The sequence below is a fragment of the Streptomyces sp. NPDC012510 genome (assembly GCF_042955065.1).
GTDB lineage: Bacteria > Actinomycetota > Actinomycetes > Streptomycetales > Streptomycetaceae > Streptomyces.
The window spans coordinates 149,786-172,418 of sequence record NZ_JBIBEN010000001.1 but is presented as its reverse complement, the minus strand read 5'-3'; the positions used below and the strand labels follow the sequence as shown (position 1 = coordinate 172,418).

22 protein-coding genes are annotated in these 22,633 nt (G+C 70.9%); 8 read left to right on the top strand and 14 right to left on the bottom strand.

Annotated features, from left to right (window positions below; translation table 11 throughout):
• Nucleotides 1–3: 3 nt before the first annotated feature.
• Nucleotides 4–1,026, bottom strand: coding sequence for a PfkB family carbohydrate kinase (locus tag ACFY9I_RS00750; protein WP_390994702.1), 1,023 nt, complete (start codon nucleotides 1,024–1,026; stop codon nucleotides 4–6).
• A gap of 127 nt (nucleotides 1,027–1,153) precedes the next feature.
• On the opposite strand from ACFY9I_RS00750, the gene ACFY9I_RS00745 reads away from it, so the two are divergent.
• The 3 genes from ACFY9I_RS00745 to ACFY9I_RS00735 all read left to right on the top strand — a co-directional run bounded on the left by ACFY9I_RS00745 (nucleotide 1,154) and on the right by ACFY9I_RS00735 (nucleotide 6,527).
• Nucleotides 1,154–1,903, top strand: coding sequence for a DeoR family transcriptional regulator (locus tag ACFY9I_RS00745; protein WP_390995677.1), 750 nt, complete (start codon nucleotides 1,154–1,156; stop codon nucleotides 1,901–1,903).
• 103 nt (nucleotides 1,904–2,006) lie between these two features.
• Complete coding sequence (locus tag ACFY9I_RS00740) at nucleotides 2,007–3,347, top strand: 6-phospho-beta-glucosidase (protein ID WP_390994699.1); 1,341 nt, start codon at nucleotides 2,007–2,009, stop codon at nucleotides 3,345–3,347.
• Between the two features lie 102 nt (nucleotides 3,348–3,449).
• Nucleotides 3,450–6,527, top strand: coding sequence for a glycoside hydrolase family 38 C-terminal domain-containing protein (locus tag ACFY9I_RS00735; protein WP_390994696.1), 3,078 nt, complete (start codon nucleotides 3,450–3,452; stop codon nucleotides 6,525–6,527).
• A gap of 112 nt (nucleotides 6,528–6,639) precedes the next feature.
• Here ACFY9I_RS00735 and ACFY9I_RS00730 read toward each other — a convergent pair whose 3' ends face one another.
• Entirely contained in the window at nucleotides 6,640–7,791 is a 1,152-nt protein-coding gene (locus ACFY9I_RS00730) for an ATP-grasp domain-containing protein (protein ID WP_390994693.1), read from the bottom strand.
• Between the two features lie 275 nt (nucleotides 7,792–8,066).
• Between ACFY9I_RS00730 and ACFY9I_RS00725 the strand changes: the two genes are divergently transcribed.
• From ACFY9I_RS00725 to ACFY9I_RS00715, 3 genes are read left to right on the top strand one after another with little or no spacing between them, the layout of a single operon-like run.
• Complete coding sequence (locus ACFY9I_RS00725) at nucleotides 8,067–8,978, top strand: metallophosphoesterase (RefSeq protein WP_390994692.1); 912 nt, start codon at nucleotides 8,067–8,069, stop codon at nucleotides 8,976–8,978.
• A complete protein-coding gene (locus ACFY9I_RS00720) occupies nucleotides 8,923–9,630 on the top strand; it encodes a 4'-phosphopantetheinyl transferase superfamily protein (RefSeq protein ID WP_390994689.1) in 708 nt (235 codons plus the stop codon). The genes ACFY9I_RS00725 and ACFY9I_RS00720 overlap by 56 nt, the downstream gene beginning before the upstream one ends.
• A complete protein-coding gene (locus ACFY9I_RS00715; protein ID WP_390994687.1) occupies nucleotides 9,627–10,598 on the top strand; it encodes a polyprenyl synthetase family protein in 972 nt (323 codons plus the stop codon). Before ACFY9I_RS00720 ends, ACFY9I_RS00715 begins: the two co-directional genes overlap by 4 nt.
• A 52-nt stretch (nucleotides 10,599–10,650) precedes the next feature.
• Here the strand turns inward: ACFY9I_RS00715 and ACFY9I_RS00710 are convergent, their stop codons facing one another.
• From ACFY9I_RS00710 to ACFY9I_RS00690, 5 genes are all read right to left on the bottom strand, one after another.
• Nucleotides 10,651–10,878, bottom strand: a complete 228-nt coding sequence (locus tag ACFY9I_RS00710; RefSeq protein ID WP_390994684.1) for a hypothetical protein — start codon at nucleotides 10,876–10,878, stop codon at nucleotides 10,651–10,653.
• Between the two features lie 99 nt (nucleotides 10,879–10,977).
• A complete protein-coding gene (locus ACFY9I_RS00705; protein WP_390994682.1) occupies nucleotides 10,978–12,405 on the bottom strand; it encodes an FAD-dependent monooxygenase in 1,428 nt (475 codons plus the stop codon).
• Nucleotides 12,389–13,597, bottom strand: coding sequence for an MAB_1171c family putative transporter (locus ACFY9I_RS00700; protein WP_390994679.1), 1,209 nt, complete (start codon nucleotides 13,595–13,597; stop codon nucleotides 12,389–12,391). Before ACFY9I_RS00700 ends, ACFY9I_RS00705 begins: the two co-directional genes overlap by 17 nt.
• A 37-nt stretch (nucleotides 13,598–13,634) precedes the next feature.
• On the bottom strand, nucleotides 13,635–14,165 hold the full coding sequence (locus tag ACFY9I_RS00695; RefSeq protein ID WP_390994676.1) for a toxin-antitoxin system, toxin component: 531 nt from the start codon (nucleotides 14,163–14,165) through the stop codon (nucleotides 13,635–13,637).
• 31 nt (nucleotides 14,166–14,196) lie between these two features.
• The gene (locus tag ACFY9I_RS00690; protein WP_390994673.1) at nucleotides 14,197–14,853 is read right to left on the bottom strand and encodes a helix-turn-helix domain-containing protein; all 657 of its coding nucleotides are present in this window, start codon (nucleotides 14,851–14,853) and stop codon (nucleotides 14,197–14,199) included.
• 274 nt (nucleotides 14,854–15,127) lie between these two features.
• On the opposite strand from ACFY9I_RS00690, the gene ACFY9I_RS00685 reads away from it, so the two are divergent.
• Nucleotides 15,128–15,811, top strand: a complete 684-nt coding sequence (locus ACFY9I_RS00685; protein ID WP_390994671.1) for a hypothetical protein — start codon at nucleotides 15,128–15,130, stop codon at nucleotides 15,809–15,811.
• Nucleotides 15,812–15,862: 51 nt separating this feature from the next.
• Here the strand turns inward: ACFY9I_RS00685 and ACFY9I_RS00680 are convergent, their stop codons facing one another.
• Genes ACFY9I_RS00680 through ACFY9I_RS00665 form a run of 4 tightly spaced genes read right to left on the bottom strand, consistent with a single transcriptional unit; the run spans nucleotide 15,863 to nucleotide 19,198 of the window.
• The gene (locus tag ACFY9I_RS00680) at nucleotides 15,863–16,657 is read right to left on the bottom strand and encodes an ATP-binding cassette domain-containing protein (RefSeq protein WP_390994668.1); all 795 of its coding nucleotides are present in this window, start codon (nucleotides 16,655–16,657) and stop codon (nucleotides 15,863–15,865) included.
• A gap of 26 nt (nucleotides 16,658–16,683) precedes the next feature.
• Nucleotides 16,684–17,460, bottom strand: coding sequence for an ABC transporter permease subunit (locus ACFY9I_RS00675; protein ID WP_390994665.1), 777 nt, complete (start codon nucleotides 17,458–17,460; stop codon nucleotides 16,684–16,686).
• Nucleotides 17,457–18,230 carry an ABC transporter permease subunit gene (locus tag ACFY9I_RS00670; RefSeq protein WP_390994663.1) on the bottom strand — a complete coding sequence of 258 codons (774 nt, stop codon included), beginning with the start codon at nucleotides 18,228–18,230 and terminating at the stop codon, nucleotides 17,457–17,459. The genes ACFY9I_RS00675 and ACFY9I_RS00670 overlap by 4 nt, the downstream gene beginning before the upstream one ends.
• Nucleotides 18,227–19,198: an ABC transporter substrate-binding protein gene (locus ACFY9I_RS00665; protein ID WP_390994660.1), complete on the bottom strand. Its 972-nt coding sequence runs from the start codon at nucleotides 19,196–19,198 to the stop codon at nucleotides 18,227–18,229. Before ACFY9I_RS00665 ends, ACFY9I_RS00670 begins: the two co-directional genes overlap by 4 nt.
• A 285-nt stretch (nucleotides 19,199–19,483) precedes the next feature.
• Between ACFY9I_RS00665 and ACFY9I_RS00660 the strand changes: the two genes are divergently transcribed.
• Nucleotides 19,484–20,422, top strand: coding sequence for an IclR family transcriptional regulator C-terminal domain-containing protein (locus ACFY9I_RS00660; RefSeq protein WP_390994658.1), 939 nt, complete (start codon nucleotides 19,484–19,486; stop codon nucleotides 20,420–20,422).
• On the opposite strand, the gene ACFY9I_RS00655 is transcribed toward ACFY9I_RS00660, so the two are convergent.
• From ACFY9I_RS00655 to ACFY9I_RS00645, 3 genes are read right to left on the bottom strand one after another with little or no spacing between them, the layout of a single operon-like run.
• On the bottom strand, nucleotides 20,373–21,335 hold the full coding sequence (locus tag ACFY9I_RS00655; RefSeq protein ID WP_390994655.1) for a 2Fe-2S iron-sulfur cluster-binding protein: 963 nt from the start codon (nucleotides 21,333–21,335) through the stop codon (nucleotides 20,373–20,375). The genes ACFY9I_RS00660 and ACFY9I_RS00655 overlap by 50 nt on opposite strands.
• On the bottom strand, nucleotides 21,335–21,514 hold the full coding sequence (locus ACFY9I_RS00650; protein WP_390994652.1) for a hypothetical protein: 180 nt from the start codon (nucleotides 21,512–21,514) through the stop codon (nucleotides 21,335–21,337). The genes ACFY9I_RS00655 and ACFY9I_RS00650 overlap by 1 nt, the downstream gene beginning before the upstream one ends.
• Nucleotides 21,511–22,575 (bottom strand): Rieske 2Fe-2S domain-containing protein, encoded by a 1,065-nt coding sequence (locus tag ACFY9I_RS00645; protein ID WP_390994649.1) that lies wholly within the window; start codon nucleotides 22,573–22,575, stop codon nucleotides 21,511–21,513. Before ACFY9I_RS00645 ends, ACFY9I_RS00650 begins: the two co-directional genes overlap by 4 nt.
• Nucleotides 22,576–22,633: the final 58 nt, after the last annotated feature.

The following is a 22,633-nucleotide window of genomic DNA, read 5'->3' as shown; positions in this document are numbered from 1 at the left end:
GGTTCAGCGGGGTGCGGGGTCCGGAGGAGTGACCGGGGCGTACCGCACGGGCGGGCCCGGGTCGCCCGGCAGACGGTCGGCGAGGAAGCCGTAGGCACGCCTGACATCGGGTTCCGTGAGCGAGCGCCACCACCGGTCGACGCCGTACCAGCCGGGGGCCGCCGACCCCCCGCCGTGGTGGCCCACGGACAGGCCGGCCGACAGCACGGCGAACCGCAGCCGTTCCGCCAGCGGCCAGCCGCCGAGCGAGGCGGCGACGAAGCTCGCGCCGAAGACGTCGCCGGCGCCCGTCGCGTCGAGCACGTCGACGTCCAGGGCCGGCGCCTCCGCGTACTCCCCGGTCGTCTGGTCCACCGCGATCGCGCCCTCGCCGCCGCGGGTGACCACCGCCACCGGCACCAGCTCGCTCAGTGTGCCGAGCGCGGCCACCGCGCTGTCGGTCCGCGTGTACGCCATCGCCTCGGTCTCGTTGGGCAGGAAGGCGTGGCACAGGGCGAGTTGGTCGAGCAGGTCGCGGGACCACCGCTGCGTGGGGTCCCAGCCGACGTCTGCGTAGATGTGTGTGCCGTTCGCGGCGGCCTTGGCGAGCCACTCGCGCGGCTCGGCCTCGATGTGCACCAGGGCCGTGCGCGACTCGGGCGGATCGCCCATGAGCACGTCCTGCGAGTACGGCGGTTCCTGGCCGTGGGTGACCAGGGCCCGGTCGTGACCGTAGGACAGGGAGACGGTGACGGGGGTGTGCCAGCCGTCCGCGGTGCGTGAGAGGGAGAGGTCGACGCCCTCCTGTCCGGCGAGGACCTCGCGGCAGTACGCGCCGTAGTAGTCGTCGCCGAAGACCGTGGCCAGCGAGGTGTTCAGACCGAAACGGGCGGCGGCCACCGCCAGGTTGGCGATACCGCCGGGACCGCAGCCCATGCCGTCGGTCCAGATCTCCTCGCCGGGTGTCGGCGGCCTTCCCAGCCCCGTGAGCACGAGGTCGTAGAAGAGCAGCCCGGTCAGCAGCACATCGGGCCGGTCGTCGTCCACGTGTGCACCTCTCGTCAGAACTCTTCAAATTCAATGCCGGGAATCGTGCGCCGATCCGAGAGATTGGTCAATACCCGAGCAGAAGTGAGCATGGAAATGATTGGGAATGACGAGTACTGTTCAGCGCGTGCTGGCAGAGAGACGACACCAACTCATCCTCCGGGCCCTGCGGTCAGGCGGCCCCGCGGCCGTCACCGACCTGTCCGAACAGCTCGGCGTGAGCCCCGCCACCATCCGGCGTGACCTCGTCCGGCTGGAGGAGGAGGGGCTGCTCACCCGTGTGCACGGCGGCGCGGTCGTGGAGGAGGGCGACCAGCCCTTCGCCGAGGTCGCCGAGGTGCGGGTGGCCGAGAAGGACGCGATAGCGGCGAGGGCCGCGTCGATGGTCCGCGACGGCCAGTCCGTCCTGCTCGACATCGGGACCACCGCGTACCGCCTCGCCCGGCAGCTGCACGGCCGCCGGCTCACCGTGATCACCAGCAATCTGGTCGTCTACGAGGAGCTGGCCGACGACGAGGGCATCGAACTGGTGCTGCTCGGCGGCATGCTGCGCCGCGAGTACCGTTCCCTCGTCGGCTTCCTCACCGAGGACAACCTCCGGCAGCTGCACGCCGACTGGCTCTTCCTCGGCACCAGCGGGGTGCGGCCCGGCGGTCAGGTGATGGACACGACCGTCGTCGAGGTTCCCGTCAAACGCGCGATGATCAGGGCGAGCGACAGGGTCGTCCTGCTCGCCGACTCCGCGAAGTTCCCCGGCACGGGGATGGCGCGGGTCTGCGGACCCGGGGAACTCGACGTACTGGTGACCAACGGACAGGTGGAGCCGGCGACCCGGTCTTCGTTGGAGGACGCGGGGGTCGACGTGGTCACCGCATGACCGCTCCCGGGACGGAAGGGCTGACACGTGTCGGAACGTCCCGCGCACTCCCCCACTCGGCTTCGTCCGGGGGACCCCACAGATCGACGAAGGTGGTACTTGCGTGAAGCTGACGATTCTGGGCGGCGGAGGATTCCGGGTGCCCCTCGTGTACGGAGCGCTCCTCGGGGACCGCGCCGAGGGCCGGGTCACCCATGTCGTCCTGCACGACCTGGACGCCGAACGGCTCTCCGCCGTCACCCGCGTCCTCGCCGAGCAGGCCGCCGACGTGCGGGGCGCCCCCGAGGTGACCGCCACCACCGATCTCGACGAGGCCCTGCGCGGCGCCGACTTCGTCTTCTCCGCGATCCGCGTCGGCGGCCTGGAGGGACGTGCGAACGACGAACGCGTCGCCCTCGCCGAAGGAGTCCTCGGCCAGGAGACCGTCGGCGCGGGCGGCATCGCCTACGGCCTGCGCACGGTCCCGGTCGCCGTGGACATCGCCCGGCGCGTGGCCCGGCTCGCTCCCGAGGCCTGGGTCATCAACTTCACCAACCCGGCGGGCCTGGTCACCGAGGCCATGTCCCGCCACCTCGGCGACCGCGTCATCGGCATCTGCGACTCACCCGTCGGCCTCGGCCGCCGCATCGCCCGCGTCCTCGGGGTGGCGAACCCCAAGGAGGCCTGGATCGACTACGTCGGCCTCAACCACCTCGGCTGGGTCCGCGGACTGCGTGTCGCCGGCCGGGACGAACTCCCGCGCCTCCTCGCCGACCGCGACCTCCTCGGCTCCTTCGAGGAGGGCAAGCTCTTCGGTGTCGACTGGCTCCAGTCCCTCGGCGCCATCCCCAACGAGTACTTGCACTACTACTACTTCAACCGCGAGGCCGTACGGGCCTACCAGGCGGCCGAGAAGACCCGGGGTGCCTTCCTCAAGGACCAGCAGGCCCACTTCTACGAGGAGATGCGCCGCCCCGACGCCCACGCGCTCAAGGCCTGGGACCGCACCCGTGCCGAGCGCGAGGCCACCTACATGTCGGAGAACAGGGAGACGGCCGGCGCCGGCGAACGCGACGCCGACGACCTCTCCGGCGGCTACGAGAAGGTCGCCCTCGCCCTGATGCGGGCCATCGCCCGCGACGAGCGCACCACCCTCATCCTCAACGTCCGCAACAAGGACACCCTCTCGGTCCTCGACACCGAGGCCGTCATCGAAGTGCCCTGCCTGGTCGACGCCAACGGCGCCCACCCGGTCTCCGTCGCCCCGCTGCCCGACCACGCCACCGGACTGGTCTGCGCGGTCAAGGCCGTCGAGCGCGAGGTCCTGGCCGCCGCCGAATCGAGTTCCCGTGCGACCGCCGTGAAGGCGTTCTCCCTGCATCCGCTGGTGGACTCGGTGAACGTCGCCCGCCGCCTGGTCGAGGGCTACACGGCGGTGCACCCTGGCTTGGACTACCTGAAGTAGGCTCGCGCCCGGAAAGCGCTTTCGGCGTCTCTGTCCCCTCCCTCCGCTCCCCTCCCTCCGCTCCTCCTGCTTTCTGCTCCGCCCTCTTCCTGGAGACCTCACATGCATGACGAACGCCGCCGGATCGAGGAACGCGTAGAGCGCGTCCACACCCAACGCATCAAGCCCGCGATCTACGCGGCCTCCGTCCCCTTCACCGTCGAGGCCTGGCAGGCGCCGGGGGAGCCCGTCCCCTTCGCGGAGGCCGCGGCCGCCTCGTACACACCGTTCGCCATGGACACCCCCTGGGGCCCGCCGTGGGGCACCACCTGGTTCCGGATGCGCGGACAGGTCCCCGCGGAGTGGGCGGGCCGCCGTGTCGAGGCGGTCATCGACCTCGGCTTCGTCGGCGACTGGCCCGGCAACCAGGCCGAGGCCCTGGTCCACCTCGCCGACGGCACCCCGCTGAAGGCGGTCAACCCCCTCAACCACTACGTCCCGATCGGCAACCCCGTCCGGGGCGGCGAAACGATCGACTACCTGGTCGAGGCCGCCTCCAACCCGGACATCCTCGCCGACAACTTCTCGAAGATCACGCCGCTCGGCGACATCCTCACCGCCGGCGACAAGCCCCTCTACACCTTCCGGCGCGCCGACATCGCCGTCCTCGACGAGGAGGTCTTCCACCTCGACCTGGACCTGCAGGTGCTGCGCGAACTGATGGTCCACCTCGCCGAGCACGAGCCCCGCCGCCACGAGATCCTGCACGCCCTGGACCGGGCCATGGACGCCGTCGACCTCGACGACGTCTCCGGCAGCGCGACGGCCGTCCGCGAGATCCTCGCCCCGGTCCTCGCCAAGCCCGCCCACGCCAGCGCCCACACCATCTCCGGCGTCGGCCACGCCCACATCGACTCCGCCTGGCTGTGGCCCATCCGCGAGACCAAGCGCAAGACCTCCCGCACCTTCTCCAACGTCACCGCCCTGGCCGACGAGTACGAGGACTTCATCTTCGCCTGCTCCCAGGCCGTGCAGTACGAGTGGGTGCGCGACAACTACCCGCAGGTGTGGGAGCGCATCAAGAAGGCCGTCGACAAGGGCCAGTGGGTACCGGTCGGCGGCATGTGGGTCGAGTCCGACGGCAACCTGCCCGGCGGTGAGGCCATCGCCCGCCAGCTCGTCCACGGCAAGCGGTTCTTCATCGAGCACTTCGGCATCGAGACCAAGGGCGTCTGGCTGCCGGACTCCTTCGGCTACAACGCCTCCTACCCGCAACTCGCCAAGCTCGCCGGCAACGAGTGGTTCCTCACCCAGAAGATCTCCTGGAACCAGACCAACAGGTTCCCCCACCACACCTTCTGGTGGGAGGGCATCGACGGCACCCGCATCTTCACCCACTTCCCGCCCGTCGACACCTACAACGCCCGCTTCAGCGGCGAGGAGATGGACCGCGCCGTCCGCAACTACCAGGAGAAGGGCGCCGGCACCCGTTCCCTCGCCCCCTTCGGCTGGGGCGACGGCGGCGGCGGCCCCACCCGCGAGATCATGGAACGGGCCCGGCGCCTCGCCGACCTCGAAGGCTCACCCAAGGTCGTCGTCGAACACCCCGACGAGTTCTTCGCCAAGGCCCGAGCCGAGTACGAGGACGCCCCCGTCTGGAACGGCGAGCTGTACCTGGAGCTGCACCGCGCCACGTACACCTCGCAGGCCCGCACCAAGCAGGGCAACCGACGCAGCGAGCACAAGCTCCGCGAGGCCGAACTGTGGGCCACCACCGCCGCGCTCCACGCGCCGGAGTACGCCTACCCCCACGAGAAGCTCGACCGCCTCTGGAAGACGGTCCTCCTCCACCAGTTCCACGACATCCTGCCGGGCTCGTCGATCGCCTGGGTGCACCGCGAGGCTGAGGCGGAGTACGCGCGGGTGGCGAAGGAACTGGAGGAGCTGACGGCAGAAGCGGTGGCGGCATTGGCGACCGCCGGTGCGGCGGCTACCGCTGTGCCGGGCGCCCATGTCTTCAACACCAGCCCCACGGCCCGCGCGGAAGTCGTCCGCACACCGGAAGGCACCCCCATCTACACCAAGGTGCCCGCGAACGGCATCGCCCCCCTGGTAGCCGCCGAGCCCGACCACCTGGTGACGGTCTCAGGCCGAGTCCTCGACAACGGCCTGGTCCGAGTCGAACTCGCCGAGGACGGCACTCTGGCGTCCGTACGGGACCTCGTCGCCGACCGCGAGGTCCTGGGCGACAAGGGCAACCTCCTCCGCCTCCACACCGACCTCCCCAACTACTGGGACGCCTGGGACGTCGACAAGCACTACAAGAACCGCTACACGGACCTGCTGGCCCCCGAGTCGATCACCGTGGTCGAGGACACCCCGCTCCTCGCCGCCCTCCGCGTAGAGCGATCGTTCGGCAAGGGCTCACGCGTCACCCAGACGATCACCCTCCGCGCCGGCAGCGCCCGGATCGACTTCGAGACGGACATCGACTGGCACGAGGCCGAGAAGTTCCTCAAGGCCGGTTTCCCGATCGACGTCCGCGCCGCCCACTCCTCCGCCGAGATCCAGTTCGGCCACATCCAGCGCCCGACCCACACCAACACGAGCTGGGAGGCGGCCCGCTTCGAGGTCTCCGGCCACCGCTGGGTGCACGTCGGCGAACCCGGCTACGGCGTCGCGGTCATCAACGACTCGACGTACGGCCACGACGTCTCCCGCACGGTCCGTGAGGACGGCGGTACTACCACCACGGTCCGCCTCAGCCTGGTCCGCGCCCCGCGCATCCCGGACCCCGAGGCCGACCAGGGCAAGCACCGCTTCACCTACTCCCTCCTCCCCGGCGCGAGCATCGAGGACGCGGTCGCCGAGGGCTATGCCCTCAACCTGCCGCTGCGCGTCGCGGACGCGGCGGGCGCCCCCGAACCGGTCGTGTCCGTGGACGGTGAGGGCGTCACCGTGGAGGCGGTCAAGCTCGCCGACGACGCCTCGGGTGACGTCGTGGTCCGGATCTACGAGTCGCGCGGCGGCCGGGCCCGGGGCGTCCTGCGCACCGGCTTCCCGCTCGCCGGAGCCCAGATCACCGACCTGCTGGAACGCCCGCTGTCGGAGGCGGCCACGGACGGCGACGGCGTCCCGGTGACGCTGCGTCCGTTCGAGGTGCAGACCCTACGGCTGGCGGTGGACCGGGCCGACGGCTGACCGCGGTTCCCCGCGCCCCCGCGCCCTCCAGGGGGCGCGGGGGCGCGGGGAACCGCGCGAACGGGGGCCGGGGGCGGAGCCGCGGGGACGGGAAAGGGCGGGGGCGAAACCCTCAGACGGCGAGCGGCCGGTCGGCGGCCGTGGGCTTGCAGGCCACAGGCGGCGCGACAGACACAGGCCGCGCATCCACGGCGACCGGCACCTCCTCGGCCGCCACCTCGGCAACCTGGTGCGGCAACAACACCGGCCGCACCGGCCGCGCCCCCGACACCACCGTGTAGTCCTGCCCCAGCCGCGCCGGCACGACATCCCCCGGCTCCTCACCCAGAGCCAACCGCACAGCGGCCCAGGGTGCGTTGATCCCGCACAGCGCGAGCTGGTGCAACCCGCCCGCCGGGCGCGTGTTGACGTCCATGAGGACCGGCTGTTCGCCGTACATCCGGAACTGGATGTTCGTGAGGTGGTGCAGCCCGAACCGCTCGGCGATCCGCCGCGCCGGCTCGATCCACGCGGGGTTGAGCGTAAAGCCGCGCCGTCGGCCGTTCTTGGTGCGGCCCACGGCCATCCGGACCCGCCCGTCGGGTCCGGTGAGACAGTCGACGGACACCTCCGGCTGTTCGAGGCGCGGCATCACCATCCAGTCGACGGGCTCCTCGGCCGCCCGGACCGCTTCGACGACCATGTCGAGCTGCACATACGGGGTCGGGAATCCACTGAGGTGCGCCAGCGAGAAGGGGGCGCGCGTGACGACACGGAAGCCCACACCCCCCGCCCCGGCCGCCGGCTTGAAGCACGCCCTGTGCCCGCCGTCTTCCAACTCCTCGACGGCGGCGACGAGTTCGTCGGCGTTCGTCACCCGGAACCACGGCGGCACGGGAACCCCGTGCTCCCGGACCGCCTCGTAGGCGGTCACCTTGTCCTCGAAGACCTCGATGGCCTCGGCGAGCGGCGCCAGCAGGGCCGTACCGACGGCCGCGAACTCCTCGCGGTGCGCGGCGATCGCCGCCTGGTGCAGCCGGGGCACGAACACGTCGATGCCGCGCCTGACGCACTGGTCGAGCGCGTACTCGACGTACGCGGCGGGGGAGAGGCCCTCGGGCTCCAGGTCGGCGGTGTCGGCGGCGGCCAGTACGGGGGAGTCGGCGTCGCCGTGCGTGGCATGGATGTCCACCGGACGAGCGTGCGGATTATGCCGCAGCTGATCCATGAAGAAGACGTTCTCCGCGTACGTGCGGTTGAGCCAGACGCGTACGCGAGAGACCATGCAGGCCGCCTTTCCAGGGTTCGCGGGCACGGCGGAGCAGGCCGTGCCCGGCCAGGGGGGATGGAGGTACGCCGAACCGCCGTACGCGAAGAAGGGGCGTGGCGGTGGTGTAGGACGGATCATACGGCCACCGGGGCCCATGTTTCTGTCACGCGCGTGTTAATCCTCGCGCGGCGCGTTTGCCGCGAGATGTCCGGAGCCCGGCCCGTCGGTCTTGTCCACCGGCGCGCACCTGTGTTCTCGTGTTGACGTTCGGAGTTCAGGAGGGAGTGCGGGTGGAGTCGAGGGCCGGCCGTCACGGAAATGTGCTGGCCATCAGTGATCTGCACATCGGGTATCCCGAGAACCGCGCCCTGGTGGAGAACATGCGCCCCGAGACGGATGACGACTGGCTCCTCGTGGCCGGTGACGTCGCCGAGACCGTCGCCGACATTCGCTGGGCCCTGGAGACCCTCGCCGGCCGCTTCGCCAAGGTCGTGTGGGTGCCGGGAAACCACGAGCTGTGGACCCATCCGAGTGAGACCGTCCCGTACCGGGGCGTCGAGCGGTACGAGCACCTCGTGGCCCTCTGCCGGGAACTGGGTGTCGTCACCCCCGAGGATCCGTACCCCCTCTGGGAGGGGCCTGGAGGCCCGGTGGTGATCGCGCCGTTGTTCCTGTTGTACGACTACTCGTTCCTGCCCAAGGGCTGCACCACGAAAGCCGAGGGACTGGAGTACGCGTACGGCACGGGTGTGGTGTGCACCGACGAGCACGTGCTGTTCCCCGACCCCCATCCGAGCCGCGACGACTGGTGCCGGGCCCGGGTCGCCGAGACCGAACGCAGGCTCGCCGAACTGCCGGCCGATGTGCCCACGGTGCTGGTCAACCACTATCCCCTGGACCGGCACCCGACGGATGTCCTGCGCTATCCCGAGTTCGCGATGTGGTGCGGTACCGAGCTGACCGCCGACTGGCACCGGCGGTTCAACGTCGAGGTCATGGTCTACGGCCATCTGCACATTCCGCGGACGACCTGGCTGGACGGCGTGCGCTTCGAAGAGGTGTCCGTGGGTTACCCCCGCGAATGGCGGCCGCGCCCGGAGCCCCCGGGCAGGCTGCGCCGTATTCTGCCGATGGAGGTCGGAGCCGGTGATCGAGGAACTGCTCCCGGGAGCGGTCGTGGTCGTGGAGGCGCACGCCCATGAAGCCGCTGCCGCCGTCGAGGGGGTCGAGCTGTACCCCGAGGAGGAGGCGGTCGTCGCCCGGGCGGTACCGAAACGGCGCCATGAGTTCACCCTCGTCCGTGCCTGCGCCCGGCGTGCCATGGAGAAGCTCGGGGTCGCCCCGCGGGCGATAGTGCCCGGCGAGCGCGGCGCCCCCGGATGGCCGGACGGCCTGACCGGCAGCATGACCCACTGCGAGGGGTACGGGGCCGCCGCGCTGGTCCGCGCCACCGACCTCGCCTCCCTGGGTATCGACGCCGAACCCCACGACGCCCTGCCCCGGGGCGTCCTCGCGGCGATCGCGCTCCCCGCGGAGGAGACCCGACTGCGCCGTCTGACCGCCGACCACCCCTCGGTCCACTGGGACCGGCTGCTCTTCAGCGCCAAGGAGTCCGTCTACAAGGCGTGGTTTCCGCTCACCGGACGGTGGCTGGACTTCTCGGAGGCCGACATCGAGCTGTCGGTCGACCCCGGCGGCCGCTCCGGCGGACTGCGCGCCGAACTCCTCGTGCCCGGACCGGTGGTGAACGGTCGTCGCCTGGGCGTCCTCACCGGACGCTGGACCGTCCGGGGGGGACTGGCGGCGACGGCGGTTTCGGTTCCCTTCCCCACGGAAGACGAGGGCGCCGGATGAACTCCCTCTCCTATGTGGATCTGCACCGACGGGTCTCGTCGGACATCGACGCGGAGATCACGGCCGCCCTGGAGAGACTCGGGCCGTCGGCCGCGCAGGTCCGGCGGTCCATTTCCGGGCTGCTGGGACATCAGCAGATGAAATACCCGCTGTCCGTACTTCCGCTCCTCGTGCACGCCGCCGAGACGGGTGCTGTGGAGCCGGCCGTTCCCCTGTCGGCCGTGCACGTCCTGTGGTGGACCTCCGCGTGCTACCTCGACGACCTCGCCGACGGGCACGGCGCGCACGCCCCCGAGGGACTCGGGACCGACGAGGCGCTGTTGGCGTCCGTCCTCAGCGGACAGGCCCTTCCCATCAGGGTCGTCCAGGCCCAGCCGGTCCCGGACGCGGTGCGCAACGCCCTCACCGGTGAGATCGTCAACTGCTGGATCGACGCCGTGGAAGGTCAGTTGCGAGACCTGCGGGGCGATGTGGAGAACGCCTCGCGGGACGCGGTCGCCGCCGCCTATCGCGGGAAATCCGGCGCGCCTTTCGCAATGATCACGGCGATGGCCGCGATCCTTTCCGGCGCGCGGACCGAACGCACCGAGTTATGGCGGGAGTTCGGTGATGTCTTCGGCGTTCTCTGGCAGCTCTTCAACGACCAGGAGGACCTTCTCTCCGGGCGCGACGAGGATCTGCGGAACGGCACGGTGACCTATCTCCTCGCCTGCGCCCTGGAGGAGGCATCACCCGGATCGAGAGCACGCGTCCTGGAACTCGGTGTCGCCGCACGCCGTTCGGAACAGGCGCGTTCGCAACTGCGCGCGCTGTTGCTCGCCCCCGCCGTTCTCCGGCGTTTCGAGAAGGACCTCATGGCGTTCCGTGACGAGGCGTACCGCTCGCTCGATGAACTGGGCGGCGGCGAGCCGTATCTGACGACCCTGCGGCAACTGGTGGACCAGGCCGCCGGGATGCACCTGAGCTGAACCCAGGTCGGCGACGGCCCGCCGGGGACACCGTCGGGCCGTCGGGCCGTGTTCAGATTTCCGGACACCAGCTCCGCAGCAGCCGGAAGAACTCCTCCTCGTTGCCCGCGAGCCCGGCCGCCGCCAGCGCACGCTCCGCCTCGGCGAGCGCGCCGGGCGGCACCACGGGTGGTCGGCGTGACTCCGGCGCCCCGTCGAAGGCGGCTCGTACGGTCCCCAGCAGCCGCAGATAGGCCTGTACGGCGGCGCGCTCGCGGTCGGTCAGTACGGCGGTCGGCATCGAACGGCTCTCCCCTGGTCGGATCGGTGAAACTCCGTGCCCACCCCGGTCACGGGTGGCACACCCCCAGCTTGCCGTCCGCCACTGACAATCCCGTGTCTACCGAGGTGACGCGTCCAGCACCGTCTCCCGCTCATGGTCCGTCAGCGGTGGCTCGGCCGGGGGCGTCCTGAGCGGACCGCGCAGTACCGACAGGACGATCTGGGGCCGGACGAGGGCCGCCACCGGCTCGGAGAGCGTGACCACACCGAGGTACGCCTTGCAGACCAGGGGCCGACCCAGCGCGGTCCGTACGAGCCGGTCCACATAGCGTCCGAAGAGCTTGCGCACCGCGTTCGGCCGCTTGCCGATGGCCTCGGGGTAACGGATGTCGACGCCGGTGGCCAGTTCCCAGGCAAGGGTGACCGGACCCGCCACCGCCTTCTGCGTCCGGCGCGCGAGCCCCGGCGCCATGAGACCGTGCGACGCGACCCGTGCCCGCAGTACGAGGGCGCTCTGGGCGGCGACGGACATGCCGTGTCCGTATATGGGGTTGTACGTGGCGACCGAGTCGCCGATCGCGACGAACCCGTCGGGCCAGTCGGACACCTTCTCGAAGAACCGCCGGCGGTTGATCGTGCTGCGGGTGACCACGATGTCCGTCAAGGGCTCGGCACGGGAGATCAGCTCGCCGACGACCGGGTGTCTGACGCCCCGCGCGAACTCCTCGAACTCCGCGTCCGCACCGGTCGGTTGCCCCCCTCGGGTGCCCGACAGCGTCACCAGCCAGCGCCCGCCTTCGATGGGCACGAGGGTCGCGCTCCGCCCCGGCACCGGCTGCGAGGCGTCCGGCTGCACATTGACCACCGGGAACTCCTCCGTTCCGGGGGGCGCCCGGAAGATCCGGCTGGCGTACACCAGCCCGGAGTCGACCTCCTCCATCGGCGCCGGCGCCACACCCAGCGCGTCCAGCCAGGCGGTGCCCCGCGAGCCACGCCCGGCGGCGTCCACCACCAGGTCGGCGGTCAGGACCCGCTCCTCGCCCCCGGCGGGACGGACCCGTGCCCCGGTCACCCGCGAGGCGTCGCCCTCCAGGCCCAGGATCTCGGTGCGGTCGAGGACGGTGACCCCGGGGCCGGCGAGCAGCCGGGCACGGACGACCGACTCCAGCAGATCCCGGCTGCACGCGATCATGAACTCCATCTCCGGCCAGCGCCGCAACCAGCCCTGCGCCGACATCGACACCAGACCGGTCGGCAGCGGAAGGCGCCGGGCCCCCGCCGCCAGCCAGGCCTCCGTCACCCCCGGCAGCAGCTCCTCCATCGCCCGGACCCCGCCGGACCACAGCAGATGGGCGTGCCGGGCCTGCGGGAGGCCCTTGCGGGGCTCCGGCCCCTCGGGCAGGGCGTCGCGCTCGACGACGGTGACCTCGGCGTGGTCACGCAGCGCGGCGGCGGCCAGCAGGCCGGCCAGGCCCGCGCCGACGACGACGGCATGCCGGGGAGTGGTGACCGACGCGTCACGTGGGCCGCTAACGGGTTCGCTCATGGAAGTCGCTCTCTGACCTGGTCGCGGCGGCCCATTCGCGGGCGGCCGCTACGACGGGGGACTGACGCAGCGCCATGGACATCCGCACGAGGTCACGGGGGTTCTCGGCGGGCGGGGCCGGGGCGTCGGCGACCGCGGAGTCGAGAACCCGGCCCTCCGGGTCGTCCGCCCTGGCCCGCACCGCGGCCGTCACCATCGCCGCGTCGGCCTCGGCCCGCGCCTGGAGGGGCTCGGAGCCCGCCGCGACCGCGGCGTCGTACGCCTTGGCGCGCACCTCGGAGTCGAAGTACGGATACAGGCTGAGCATGCCGTCGTGGATGTCGGACTCCCGCTGCGTCATCTGCAGTTGCGCCGGCGCCCACCAGGAGATCCGCACCTCGTGACTGGCCCGGGCCCACACGGGGCGCAACTCCCGCCACAGCGGGCCGAGCCGACGGTACATGGACCAGGTGGTCCAGGAGTCGCCGATGCGCTCCCCGGCCAACGGCAGACAGAAGCCGACGGCGCAGATCTGCGCGCCGACGGAGGACAGCAACGGCGCGACGTAGGTGCTCAAACGGTCCAGGTCGCCGCCCTGCCAGCGGGCCGCCACGGCGATCAGCTTGACCGCCGCGAACGGCACGTTCAGCAGGAAGCCGCACGCGATGATCAGCAGCCCGGCACGGAGCCAGCCGCGCACCTGGAGCGCCCAGCGCCAGCACATGACGTGCATGGCCACGCCCGCCACGGTGAACCCGGTCAGGTACAGCACGATCATCTCGCGCAGATACGGGGTGTTGGCGTAGTACGTGTCGAAGTCCCGCACCCGCTCCACAGGGGCGTCGCCGAGCGTGAACAGCACCACGATCGCCGCGCACACCGCGCCGTATCCGGCGATCCAGCGGCGCGCGAGACGGCGGGTCGTCTCGCGCGGGCCGCCGCGCCAGTAGGTGATCAGCACCAGGCAGGAGCCGCTGAAGGCGCTCAACAGGAGGTAGACGAGGGCCGCCGAGATGTTGGTGACCCCCGTGGCACGGTTGACCTCGGTGATCGTCGGTGGCGCGGCGAAACAGAAGACCAGGGCGGCCAGCGTTATCAGCGCGCACACCGACCTGATCAGATGATCGCCCCAGTTCCGCAGCAGCGCGGGCACCTTGAGGGTGAGTGCGATAGTCATCGCGACGGCCGGAAGGTAGTAGCTGGACCCGTCCATGTCTTCAGCGTCTCGGCGTTTCCGCGGCCCCGGCCGCTCAGCCCTGCGGCCCGCGGTAGCCCAGCGAGGCCCCGATACGGCCGGCCAGGTGATCGCGGCCCACGGGCCCGCGCAGCGCCGAACCGGCGAGCCAGGTACGGCACTTGCTGGCCAGCAGCAGTCCGAAGCTCTCGGCGTCCTGCTCGTCCGCCAGGTCGAAGCGGGTACGGGCGGCGACCTTGAGCACGGTGGCCCGCAGATCGGCGTCCCCGTGCAATAAGCGTGCCGCGACCGCGGCACCCTCCACGGCGTGGCCGCAGTGCCCGGCCTGCATGTGCCACAGCTCGTGGCCGAGGATCACCAACTGGTGGTCGGGGGCGGTGCGTTCCTCGATGACGACCAGGTCCTGCTCAGCCATGTCCAGCCACAGTCCGCTGGCCGTACCGGGTGGGAAAGCGGCCGTGCGGTAGTGGACGGGGCGGCCGCGGCGTCTGCTCATGGCGTCGCACAGGGCGCTGTAGAGGTCGGCGGGGTCCGCCGGTGCCGGCAGGGTGAGTTCGCCGACCAACTCGCCGCACAGACGGCGCATTTCCTTTCCGATGCCCACAGATCTCCCCCGGTCAGGACTCGGGCCGCTTGACGCTCTCCAGCAGCATGTCCAGCCACTCCGCCACCTTGTCGCGGTGCTGGTCGGTGGGCAGCTGGGCCGCCCGCCAGGCGATGGAGCGCACACCGTGGTTCTGCAGCAGCCGCTGCAGCGGGTCGTCGGCGGCCTCGGCCGCCGCGCGCTCGCGGTCGGCGAGCTGCTGGAGCAGTTCCTGCTCGGTCCGCATCAGGGCGCTCGCCAGCGCCTCGGGATCCTCGGCGGTGAGGAAGCCGGCGTGCACTCTGAAGAAGCGCTGGATGGCGTCGCAGTGCTCCATCGTGGGACGCCGGTCACCGTTGATCAGGGCGCCCGCCTGCTGGCGCGACATCCCCGCGCCGTCCGCGATCTCCTGTTGGGTGTATCTGCGGCCGTTGGGCTTGAGCCGCGTGCGGCGCAGCAGGTCCAGGCGCTGGAGGAAACGGGCCTGGACATCCGGCTCACCGGCGCGCTGGCCGCTCAGCAGCGCCTTCACCACGGCTTCCGGCACTCCGGAGGCGACCGAGAGACGTCGGGTGTCGAAGACCTCCGCGTGCGCCACACGCAGCTTGTCCGCCAGCGCGGTGACACGGGCCACGACGGCCGGCAGCAGAACCGTCGCCGCGGCGTCCGGGACCTCGAAGTCATCCGTCACCGACAGATCTCCTACGTCTCTCTCAGGCCAATCTCGCGGTACTGCGGAATCCGTGGATCCAAGCCTGACGCGAGACCCTGGTCCCGGCAAGTACACCGTGAACTGCGGGGAGACTAGCGGTTGTGTCGAACTCACATCCAGGTCTCGCCACAACTGTGGCGGGATTCAGCCGTCAACCGACGCCAAATGCCACGATAGTTGACACGACTCCGCCCGGGGCAGGAGGATCAAGGCGCCGCGTGAAGGCCGCATAGGCAAGAGGGGTGACCTCCCGATGGCATATCAGGCAGGAGGGCAGCGGTCGGTACCGCGGCCCGTCCCCGACACTCTCGAAGCCCAGGAAGCACAGGCGTACCTCCAGGACTACGCCACGCTGCTGGAGTCCGTCCCGTTCCCGTCCGTCGTCCTCGACCACCGCTGGGACGTCGTCCTGGCCAACTCCGCGTTCCAGGCGCTCTTCGGCGGCGTGGGACCGCACCCGACAGCCATGCCCGGCGACAACTTCCTCCGCTTCGTGCTCTTCCACCCCGACGCCGCGACGGTCCTCGGCGACCACGAGTCCAGTTGGTGCCTGCCGATGCTCGCCCACTTCGCCACCGCCGTGGAGCGGCACGCCCAGGACCGTGGCCTGCAGTCCATCCGCCGGGACATCGCCCAGGACCCCATCATGGACGCCGCCTACCGCCACGGCGTCCCGCACTGGCTGCGCACGGTCGGCCCGGCCGCCGGCCGGCACGACGGCGCCGTACGCCCCCTGGTCCACCCGGACCCGCGTCGGGGCACCATCGACTGCCGCGTCGTCGGCGAGACCCCCGACACCCTCCGCGACATGGGCTACAGCCGGATGACCCTGGTCCTGCGCGAGGCCGGCCGCCCCACCGAGCCCGCGCGCAAGCCCCGCCGTCCCCGGCGGGCCACATCGAGCCACCTGACCGTGGTGCCCTCACCCCACCGGTGACCGCGCCCCCTCCGGCGCCGCCGGCGTTCAGGTCGCCGACGGCGCCGGAGGTCACTCCTTCCCCGGCGGAGCTCCCCGCTTGGCCGCCTGGATCTGCTCGTACACATGGGTCCGCAGCTCCGCGAAACGTGGGGCCACGCGGGTGTGCAGCTGGTCGCGTCCGGGCGGGAGGTCGATCTTGAGCTGTTCCCGCACGACCGTGGGGGAGGCGGAGAGGATCAGGACGCGTTCGCCGAGGTAGACGGCCTCGTCGATGTCATGGGTGACGAAGAGGATCGTGATGCCCCGCTCTCGCCACAGCCCCCGCACGAGGTCCTCCAGATCGGCGCGGGTCTGCGCGTCGACCGCCGCGAACGGCTCGTCCATCAGCAGGATCTCCGGTTCGTACGCAAGCGCGCGGGCGATGGCGACCCGCTGTTGCATACCGCCGGACAACTGCCAGGGGTACGCGCCTGCCGCGTCGGCGAGGCCCACCGACGCGAGCGCGTCGTCGACCAGTTCGCGACGGCGCGACTTGCTCAGCCTCTTCTGCCGCAGCGGGAGTTCGACATTGTCACGGACCCGCATCCAGGGGAACAGGCTGCGGCCGTACTCCTGGAAGACGACCGCCATGCCCGGCGGCGGCCCGCTCACCGGCCGTCCGCCCAGGAGGACCTCACCGGCCGACGGGTCCAGCAGGCCGGCCACGCACTTCAGCAGGGTGGTCTTGCCGCAGCCCGACGGACCGACCAGACAGACGAGTTCACCGGCATCGACGGTGAAGGTGAGGTTCCGGACCGCCTCCACCCGGCGCCCGGAGCCCTCGTAGACCTTCTTCAGGCCCGATACGTCAAGCAAGGCGTGCATCGCCCGCCGCCCCTTCTCGAGTTGCACTATGACCGCCGGGAGGACGCGCGCAGACCGTGGTACCAGCCGAGGACACGCCGCTCGACCAGCCGGAGGACGACGGACAGCAGGAACCCCAGCAGACCGAGGACGAGGATGCCGGTCCACATGTCGGGGACGGCGAAACCGCGCTGGAACTGGACGATGGTGTAGCCCAGTCCGTTGCTGGAGGCGGTCATCTCGCTGATGACCATGAGGATGATGCCGATGGACAGAGCCTGGCGCAGCCCCGCGAAGATCTGCGGGCTCGCCGAGCGCAGCACGACGTTCCGCAGCCGGGCGGCACCCGCGATGCCGTAGGACCGGGCCGTCTCCGCCATCACGGAGTCCACCGCGCGGACGCCCTCGACCGTGTTGAGCAGAATAGGCCAGACGCAGCCGCTGGCGATGACGGCGATCTTCATGGTGTCGCCGATGCCCGCGAACAGCGTGATGACCGGGACGAGGACGGGCGGCGGCACGGCCCGCAGAAACTCCAGGACCGGTTCGCACACCGCCCGCACCCGGCGGTAGGAGCCGATGACCGTTCCCAGGGCGACGCCGGCCACGGCCGCGAGGGCGTAGCCGGCGGACAGCCGCAGCAGGCTGGGCAGGACGTCGGCGCGCAGCCGCTCGGCCGTCCAGACGTCCGGGAAGGCGGTGAGGATGGTACGCAGGGGCGGCCAGTACACATCGGTGCTGTCGTCGGACGCGAACCACCAGACGGTGAGCAGGACGAGGGGGAGCGCGACGACGAACAGCAGCCGGAGCAGGACGCGGCTCACACCGCCACCTCCCCGCGCACCGACTGGTGCCAGGCCAGCGCCCGCCGCTCCACCGCGCGGGCGCCCACGTTGATCAGCAACCCCAGCAACCCGGTGACCACCACCAGGGCGTACATCTCCGGCACCGCCTGCGAGGTCTGGGCGACCGCGATGCGCTGGCCCAACCCCGGAGCGCCGATGACCAGTTCGGCGGTCACGGCCAGGATGAGCGCCACGGCGGCGGCCAGCCGTACGCCCGTCATGACGTACGGCAGGGCGGTCGGCCACAGCACGTGCCGGACCCGCGCCCAGGTGCCCAGCCCGTAGGAGCGGGCGGTCTCCTCGGCGACCGGGTCGACGTCCTGGACGCCGTACAGCGTCTGGATCAGGATCTGCCAGAAGGACGCGTAGACCACCAGCAGCAGTACCGACCGCAGCTCGGTGCCGTACAGGAGGACTGCGAGGGGGATCAGGGCGACCGAGGGGATCGGGCGCAGGAACTCGATCGTCGAGGCAGTCGCCTCGCGCAGATACGGGACGACGGCGATGACGACGCCCGCCAGGATCCCGGCGGTCACCGCGATCAGGAGCCCCACCGACCAGCCGGTGAGCGTGTCCCCGAGCGCCGTCCAGAACGTTTCGTCGGCGAGTTCGCCGACCAGGGCGTCGGCGACCGAGCCGACCGGCGGGAAGTGGTCGTCCTCGACGAGGCCGAGCCTCGGGACCGCCTCCCACAGGGCGAGGAATCCCGCGAGCCCGGCCGCGCCGAGAGCGACGTTCGAACCCCTCACGGCAGCAGCTTGTCCAGGTCCGGTGCCTTCTCGAACAGTCCGTCCCGCTGCCCCAGTTCGGCCAGGCGCTCGATGGAGGCACGGTCAGGGTCGGCGGGCCAGCGGGGGAGGGTGACCGTCTTCAGCAGGTTGTCCGGGATCTTCGTGTACGTGGTGATGATCTCGCGGACCTCGTCCGGGTGTTCGTCGGCGTACGCGAGCGACTCGGCCGTGGCCTCCTGGAACTTCTTCACCAGCTCCGGGTTCTTGGCGGCGTATTGCTGGGAGGTGAAGTACATCGCGACGGTGAGGTCCGGCGACACGTCCACGAAGTTCGACGCGAGCACCGTCCCGCCCTGGGACTTGATCGTGGCGAGCGCGGGCTCCACCACACAGGCCGCGTCGACCTGGCCCTGGGAGAGGGCGGCCGGCATCTGGTCGAAGGGCATCTCCACGTACTCGACCTTCGAAGGGTCACCGCCGTCCTTGCGGACCGACTCGTTGACGGAGGTGTCGCAGATGTTGCCGAGGGTGTTGGCGGCGACCTTCTTGCCCTCCAGGTCCTTGGCGGACTTCAGGGGGCTGCCCTTCGGCACGGCGATCTCGGCGAAGTCGGCGCCCGCCTTGCCGGTGGACGCCACACCGTTCACCACGGCCTTGACCGGCACGTTCTTGGAGTTCGCGACCAGCAGGGACGTCATGTTGCTGAAGCCGAAGTCGAACTGGCCGGAGACGACACCGGGCACGATCGCCGCGCCGCCCTGGGCGAGCGAGGGTTCCAGCTTCAGACCGCGCTCGCTGTAGAAGCCCTTCTTCTGGCCGAGGTATATCGGGGCGACATCGATGATGGGGATGACGCCGATCTTGAGCGTGGTGGTGCCGCCCGATTGCTGGCCCCCGCCGTCCGACCCGGAGGAGCCGGACGAACCGCAGGCCGTCACGGCGACCGATAACGTGCCGGCCACGAGGCCGATGAGCAGACGACGCATGACTCCCCCTGATGGGACCGTTCTTCGACGGGCTTCTTCGACATGCTGTGCGCACACCGCACAGAAGTGCTCAGCGGGAAGGTAGAACGCTGCCGGTTGCGGGTCAATGGCCTTGCCGTGCAGGGTCGTTGACAGTTGCAGAAGTGTGCTCCTAGCGTGCGCAGAGCGCACCGTCGTGCGTACGGAGCGCACGCGCGACCGTACGGAGCGCACGCGCGACACGTCATTCGTGCGTTGTACGTGCATCTTTCGTGCGTTTTTTCGTGCGTCTTCCTGGAGGCGACGATGCCAGATCGAGACGGGTTCGGCGGAGCCCGCGCACCGCACTTCGTCCGGTCCTTCGAGCGGGGCCTCGCGGTCATCCGGGCCTTCGACGCCGAGCGTCCCGCGCTGACGCTGAGCGAGGTCGCCCGGGCCTGCGAGCTGACCCGGGCCGCCGCCCGCCGCTTCCTGCTCACCCTCGTCGACCTCGGATACGTCCACACCGACGGCCGGCTGTTCCGGCTGACCCCGCGCGTGCTCGAACTCGGCTACGCGTATCTGTCCGGCTGCACGCTCTCCGACCTCGCCGAGCCCCACCTGGAGCGGATGGTCGAGCAGGTCAGGGAGTCGTCCTCGCTGTGCGTGCTGGACGGCGACGACATCGTGTACGTGGCGAGGGTGAGCGCGGGCCGCATCATGACCGCCACCATCACCGTCGGCACCCGCTTCCCCGCCCATGTCACCTCGGTCGGCCGGGTGATCCTCGCGCATCTGCCGGACGAGGAGATCGACGCCCGGCTCGCCCGCGCCGACCTCAGACCCCTCACCCCGCGCACCCTCGTCTCCGCCGGCCGGCTGAAGGCCGAGCTGCACCGCGTACGACGGCAGGGGTACGCCGTCGTGGACCAGGAGTTGGAGGAGGGGCTCCGATCGGTCGCCGCCCCGGTGCGGGACCGGAACGGCGAGGTGGTGGCCGGCGTGAACATCCCCGTCCACGCCGGCCGCAACTCCGTGGAGTCGGTACGCCGCGACCTGCTGCCCCACCTGCTGGCCACGGTCGCCCGGATCGAGGCCGACCTGTGCGTGGCCGACACGGCGTTGTGCCGGGGGCGAGCCGTGGCCCCCGACACGGATACCCGTCGAGCACCGGCCGTGGCCCCCCAGCGGGGACCGGCCGCGCTCCCCGGGTCCTCTACAGGTCCAGCACCAGCCGTGCCCCCCGGCACCGGGACACACAGATGAGCATGGTCTCGCCGGCCTCGCGCTCCTCGTCGCTGAGCACCGAGTCCCGGTGGTCGGGCGTGCCCTCCAGGACGTCCGTCTCGCAGGTCCCGCAGGTGCCTTCGGCGCAGGAATAGAGCACCTCGACCCCGGCGGCCCGCACGGTGTCGAGGACGGAGACCCCGACGGGCACGGTGACGGTCTTCCCCGTCCGCTCCAGCACGACCTCGAACTCGCTGTCCGGGCCCGTCTCCTGCTCCTTGGGCTGGAACCGCTCGACCCTGAGCACCTGCCCCGGACACCGCTCCTCGACCGCGTCCAGCAGCGCGCCGGGCCCGCAGCAGTAGACCAGAGTCCCCTCCGGCAGGTCGTCCAGGACCGAGGCGAGGTCGAGCAGCCCGGTCTCGTCCTGCGGCGCCACCGTCACCCTGTCCCCGTACGCCCCCAACTCCGCCTGGAACGCCATGGACCCACGGCTGCGTCCGCCGTACAGCAGGGACCACTGCGCGCCCGCCGCCTCGGCCGCCGCCAGCATCGGCAGGATGGGGGTGATGCCGATGCCGCCGGCCACGAACCGGTAGCGGGGTGCCGGCTCCAGGGCGAAGTTGTTGCGCGGCCCGCGCACACGGACCTTGTCGCCCCGCGTCAACTCCGTGTGCACATACGCCGATCCGCCCCGCCCGTCGGGCTCGCGCAGGACCCCGATCCGCCACGCCGTGCGGTCCGCCGGGTCGCCGCACAGGGAGTACTGGCGCTCCAGGTCCGGGCCCAGCAGCACATCGATGTGCGCTCCGGGCTGCCAGGCCGGGAGTTCCTCACCCAGCGGATGCCGCAGGGTGAGGGCGAGCACGCCGTCGGCGGCGAACTCCCGGCCGTCGACGACGAGTTCGGCCTCGTACGACGACGAAGGCGACAGCGACGGGGACGAGGTCATCAGAGGTTTCCTTGCGGCTCGTGTCCTTGGGGGTGGGCGAGCATCCACTCCCACATCTCGATCGGGTCCTGCGCTGTGTGCTCGCGTCCGCAGTGACAGGTGCCGTGCAGGATGTCCGTGCCCGGCAGCCAGTCGATGCGGTAGACCTCTCCGGTCTCGAAGGTGGGCGGTGTGCTCACTGGACCTTCTCCACCGGCTTCTCACCCTGCTCGACCAGCCGGGCGAGGATACGGCGGGCGGCCAGACCACCGGTGTCGATGTTGATGCTCAGCTCCTGGTAGCCGGTGCGCTCCGTGCCCAGCGTCTGCTGGAGCAGGTTCAGCGCGTCGACGTCCTGCATGACGACCGTGTGGTTGTTGCCCTTGAGGAACTCGGTGACCTCGTCGTCCTCGGTCGCCCAGTCCCGCGAGACCATCCAGAAGTCGTACACCTTGCCGTCCGACGACGGCGTGATCGCGTAGGTGATCTCGGTGTGGAAGCCGTTCGGGTCGCTGCCGTCCGCCTCGGGCACCACGCCCACCGGGGCGATCCGGCTGTGCAGCAGGTAGAGGCAGGGGGCGAAGTACTCGATGTCCTGCCACCGGGTGATCCGGCCGTCGATACCGGTCGACCTGGCGTAGAACGGCGGGCACTCGGCGTCGTCCATGTGCCGGCTCACCCGCACGATGCCCGCGCCCTCGTCGACCTCGGTGGTGATCGGGGTCTCCGCGACCTCGGGGGTGCCGATGTAACCGCCGTGCAGGTACGTCTCGTGCGACAGGTCCAGGAGGTTGTCGACGAGCAGCCCGTAGTCGGCGTCGATCGGCTCCATGCCGCGCACGGTGACCCAGCCGGGCGCCGCCAGGTGCTTGGCGCGCGGGATGGTCTGCGGGTCCGCGAGCGCCGGGTCGCCTATCCACACCCAGATCAGCGAGTCCTGCTCGACCACGGGGTACGAGGCGACCCTGGCCGTCCGGGGGATGCGCTTCTGCCCCGGCACATACACACAGGCGCCCGTCGTGTCATAGGTGAAGCCGTGGTACCCGCACACGATCCGGTCCCCGTCCAGCCCGCTCTCCGACAGCGGGTACCGGCGGTGCACACACCGGTCGTGCAGCGCCACCGGCGTCCCCTCCTCCTTGGTGCGGTAGAAGACGAGCGGCTCCCCGAGAATCGTCCGGCCGAGCAGTTCCCGCCCGACCTCTTCGGCGTAGGCGGCGACGTACCACTGGTTCCTGGCGAAGGCGGTCATGTGAGGCATGGGGTTCCCGTCCCTGTCGGCGGGGCGCCGTCGCCCCGCGTGCCGTGGTTGGGAACAG

Coding starts and splice junctions, on each gene's coding strand:
- ACFY9I_RS00685 (WP_390994671.1), top strand. CDS start 15,128: ATGGCATATCAGGCAGGAGGGCAGCGGTCGGTACCGCGGCCCGTCCCC.
- ACFY9I_RS00705 (WP_390994682.1), bottom strand. CDS start 12,405: ATGAGCGAACCCGTTAGCGGCCCACGTGACGCGTCGGTCACCACTCCC.
- ACFY9I_RS00645 (WP_390994649.1), bottom strand. CDS start 22,575: ATGCCTCACATGACCGCCTTCGCCAGGAACCAGTGGTACGTCGCCGCC.
- ACFY9I_RS00655 (WP_390994655.1), bottom strand. CDS start 21,335: ATGACCTCGTCCCCGTCGCTGTCGCCTTCGTCGTCGTACGAGGCCGAA.
- ACFY9I_RS00715 (WP_390994687.1), top strand. CDS start 9,627: ATGAACTCCCTCTCCTATGTGGATCTGCACCGACGGGTCTCGTCGGAC.
- ACFY9I_RS00660 (WP_390994658.1), top strand. CDS start 19,484: ATGCCAGATCGAGACGGGTTCGGCGGAGCCCGCGCACCGCACTTCGTC.
- ACFY9I_RS00665 (WP_390994660.1), bottom strand. CDS start 19,198: ATGCGTCGTCTGCTCATCGGCCTCGTGGCCGGCACGTTATCGGTCGCC.
- ACFY9I_RS00680 (WP_390994668.1), bottom strand. CDS start 16,657: ATGCACGCCTTGCTTGACGTATCGGGCCTGAAGAAGGTCTACGAGGGC.
- ACFY9I_RS00710 (WP_390994684.1), bottom strand. CDS start 10,878: ATGCCGACCGCCGTACTGACCGACCGCGAGCGCGCCGCCGTACAGGCC.
- ACFY9I_RS00695 (WP_390994676.1), bottom strand. CDS start 14,165: ATGCGCCGTCTGTGCGGCGAGTTGGTCGGCGAACTCACCCTGCCGGCA.
- ACFY9I_RS00735 (WP_390994696.1), top strand. CDS start 3,450: ATGCATGACGAACGCCGCCGGATCGAGGAACGCGTAGAGCGCGTCCAC.
- ACFY9I_RS00730 (WP_390994693.1), bottom strand. CDS start 7,791: ATGGTCTCTCGCGTACGCGTCTGGCTCAACCGCACGTACGCGGAGAAC.
- ACFY9I_RS00700 (WP_390994679.1), bottom strand. CDS start 13,597: ATGGACGGGTCCAGCTACTACCTTCCGGCCGTCGCGATGACTATCGCA.